This is a genomic window from Longimicrobium sp. (assembly GCF_036388275.1).
Taxonomy (GTDB): Bacteria; Gemmatimonadota; Gemmatimonadetes; order Longimicrobiales; family Longimicrobiaceae; genus Longimicrobium.
Genome location: NZ_DASVSF010000066.1, coordinates 1 through 3,452, shown reverse-complemented (window position 1 = coordinate 3,452; position 3,452 = coordinate 1). Strand labels below are relative to the sequence as shown.

General features: G+C 69.7%; 3 protein-coding genes. All 3 read left to right on the top strand.

Annotation, left to right across the window (positions count from 1 at the left end; all coding sequences use genetic code 11):
* Nucleotides 1-290: 290 nt before the first annotated feature.
* Entirely contained in the window at nucleotides 291-1,658 is a 1,368-nt protein-coding gene (locus VF632_RS14510; protein ID WP_331023629.1) for a sigma-54 dependent transcriptional regulator, read from the top strand.
* Between the two features lie 666 nt (nucleotides 1,659-2,324).
* Entirely contained in the window at nucleotides 2,325-2,879 is a 555-nt protein-coding gene (locus VF632_RS14505) for an archaemetzincin (protein ID WP_331023628.1), read from the top strand.
* A 117-nt stretch (nucleotides 2,880-2,996) separates the two neighbouring features.
* Nucleotides 2,997-3,395, top strand: a complete 399-nt coding sequence (locus VF632_RS14500; protein ID WP_331023627.1) for a hypothetical protein — start codon at nucleotides 2,997-2,999, stop codon at nucleotides 3,393-3,395.
* The last annotated feature ends 57 nt before the right edge of the window (nucleotides 3,396-3,452 follow it).

The window sequence follows — 3,452 nt, the reverse complement described above, 5'->3', positions numbered from 1 at the left end:
CGGGGCCCCCCATCCCCAACCCATCCCCCGCAAACAGCCGCGGGGGAAGGGAGCCAGTCGAGTGCGCGAGGCTAGCCGGAGTGCAGTCGAATTCTCCTCTCCCCCATGGGGTTTATGGGGGAGAGGCCGGGAGAGGGGGGCGGCCGCGGCATGCGCCGATTCACGTCGAAGCGCCTCAGAACCAGCATCGCCTCGCATCCGCCGAACCGGCGCCCCGATCTTGCGTCTGCCCTGACCGTAGTGACCGTGGGTACCGTCCTGACCGTCGTTACCGTTCTTCCCGCGAGCCCGTGAGCGAACCCAAGATCCTCATCGTCGACGACGAGGTCGGCATCCTCGACACCCTGCGCATCCTGCTCAAGCGCGAGGGATTCCAGGTGGAGACGGCCGTTGGTGGCCAGGCGGGCATCGACCGCATCGCCGACGTGCGCCCCGACGTGGTGCTTTCCGACGTGCGGATGCCCGGCGTCGGCGGGCTGGAGGTGCTGATGGCCGCCAAGGAATCAGACCCGTCCCTCCCCGTGATCCTGATGACCGCGCAGGCGTCACTGCAGACGGCCATGCGCGCGGTGAACGAGGGGGCGTTCTACTACATCCAGAAGCCCTTCAGCAACGACGAGCTGGTCGCCATCTGCCGCCGCGCCGCCGAGTCGCGCCAGCTGAAGCGCGAAAACCAGGCGCTGAAGACCGAGATCCGCCGCCGCGACCGCTCCGACACCACGCGCCCCATCGGCCGCAGCCGGCGCTTCGTGGACGTGCTGAAGACGGCGGAAACGGTGGCCCCCAGCGACTCCACCGTGCTCATCACCGGCGCGTCGGGAACGGGCAAGGAGGTGCTGGCGCGGTACATCCACACCATCTCCGACCGCGGGGACGGCCCGTTCGTTTCCATCAACTGCGGCGCGCTTCCCGAGAACCTGCTGGAAAGCGAGCTGTTCGGGCACGTGCGCGGCTCGTTCACGGGCGCGGTGCGCGACAAGCAGGGGCTGTTCGTGGCGGCCAAGGGAGGCAGCTTCTTCCTGGACGAGGTGGGCGAAATGTCGCCCGCCCTGCAGGTGAAGCTGCTTCGCGCCCTGCAGGAGCGCGAGGTGATTCCGGTGGGCGCGACGGAGCCGGTGCCGGTGGACGTGCGCATCATGGCGGCCACCAACCGCGACCTGGACGAGGAGATCCGCCGCGGCGGATTTCGGAGCGACCTGTTCTACCGCCTGAACGTCATCACGCTCCAGCTGCCGGAGCTGCAGGAGCGGCCGGAAGACATTCCCATCCTGGCCGAGTTCTTCCTGGACCGCTTCGCCGCCCAGCGCGGGCGCGCCGTCCCGCGCCTCTCGGCCGAGGTGCTGGCGCTGCTGCAGAGCTACGACTGGCCCGGCAACGTCCGCGAGCTGGAGAACGCGCTGGAGCGGGCCGCGGTGCTCACGGCGGACGGCGGCGAGATCGGCGCGTCCACGCTGCCGACGCGCATCACCCAGCGCCAGGCGCAGCCGCTGGTGTCGGCCACGCTTCCGCCCAATCCCACGCTGGAGATCGTGGAGCGGGCGTACATCCACTGGGTGCTGCACTCCGAGGGCGGCAACAAGACCAAGGCCGCGGAGGTGCTGGGGATCGACCCGTCGACGCTGTACCGCAAGCTGCAGCGGTACGGGATGGACCAGTAGGTTCCCCCTCCCCCGGCCCCTCCTCCGGCCCCTCCTCCGGCCCCTCCCCCGGCAAACTGCGCCGGGAGAGGGGGGAACTTCATACCGGATGAGATGGGTGCCGGTGCATGCCGCCGGAGCCCCCTCCCCCCGGCCCCCGTCCCCCGCTACGCAGGGGAGGGGGAGAAATTCGGGCGCGTTCGGCGAGGTGACCCGCATTCGGCATCCGGATTCGTTCGCACGGGGTGGCCGAAGCGCGATCGAATTCTCCCCTCTCCCGCTTGCGGGAGAGGGGCCGGGGGAGAGGGCAGCCGGGGACTGCACGGCCGTCCGCCAAACGCTCCGAGGCGGGTACAGGGCCAGTTGCCACGACCTCACCTCCGACGCGCGTCGACAGCCGAGGCCTCGGCTACGGTGACCGCTTCCGCGCCCTGGCTAGTTCGTACCTCAGGCTAGATCCTGCGGCCCGCGTGCGGTGGTGTGCGGGCCAGTGCCGAGCGCCTGGGCCTCAGGATGACAGGCCCTTGTGACGCTCTGACCGTCTGGGGGACGCTCCACACTGGCTCCCTTCCCCCGCGCAGTTTGCGGGGGAAGGGCTGGGGATGGGGGGCGCCGGCCCGAGCACAAAGCTGTCCTGACGCACCCCCCTTACCTTCACTCGTTTTCGCCCGGCATGATCGATCCGTCGTGATCCGCCGCAATGGCCCACCGCCTGTCGAGCTGGTCCCTGTGGGCGAAGTGCCCATGGGGCTGCTCCGAACTCTGGCCGACGACCTGAGCGAGCGCGCGGGAATGCAGTGCAGCGTCGGCGGGGCGATGGCGCTCGCCGGGGAGTGGCGCGACGCGGAAAGCCATCTGTATCACTCCGGCGACATCATGCAGGCGCTGATCGCCAGCCACGGCGCGGGTGCGCGGTCCTGGAAGCTGGCAATAGCCGACGCGGGCCTTTGCGCCGAGGGCGTCGGCCCCGTGTTCGGCGAGGCGGCCATGGACGGGTGCTGCGCCGTCATCGGGCTGCTGCCGCTGAGACACGGATCGGGCGCGGACGCGGACGTTCTTCGCGGCCGGCTGCTCACCGAGGCGCTCCACGAGCTGGCGCACCTGGACGGAGCGGACCACTGCGGGCGCGAGTCGTGCGTCATGTATCCCTCCCGCCACATTGCCGACACCGATCGCAAGGCGGCCGGGTTCTGCGACGACTGCCGCCGGGCGTTGAAATGGCGCGGCTTACGAAAGCCTTGACGCCCGCATGTCATTGATCCTAACTTGCCGCGACATTCGGTTTCGACCCTATCGCGCCACCTTCGAACTTCCTTTGCCTTACACGCCGCACTTGCTCTCAAGCGTCGGAGGAAGCCGATGAGCTCCCGCTCGCCCCGTTCGCTGCGCCGCGCCTACGTCGAGTGGGTGGAGGAGCAGCTCGAGGAGTTCAAGGACCGGATTCCCCGTGCCCAGCTCCTGTCGCTTGCCGACGAGGTGGTGACCGAGCTGCGCGTGAACGACGCGGGGCAGTACCAGCTGACCGAGATCCTGCTGTGCAACGCCATGGACCGGCGCATCCTGCGGATGCTGAAGCTGCCGGGCTACCGCGCGTGGTGCGCGCAGCACCGGGCCGAGGCGGCCGCCCCCGCCGAGCCGACGGTGATCGCCTTTCCGCTTCCGGAGCGCTTCACCTCCGCGCCAGTGACGGTGGCCCCGCCCATTCGCGCCGCCGCGGAGTATGCCGACCCGGAACAGGCTCTGGTGTGTGTCGGTTGAACACACCCCGTGTGTCTTCCTGACACGGAAGCGGCCGCCCGATGAGGCGGCCGCTTC

Excerpts from the sequence above, each read along its gene's own strand:
- VF632_RS14500 (WP_331023627.1), top strand. The coding sequence starts at position 2,997 with ATGAGCTCCCGCTCGCCCCGTTCGCTGCGCCGCGCCTACGTCGAGTGG.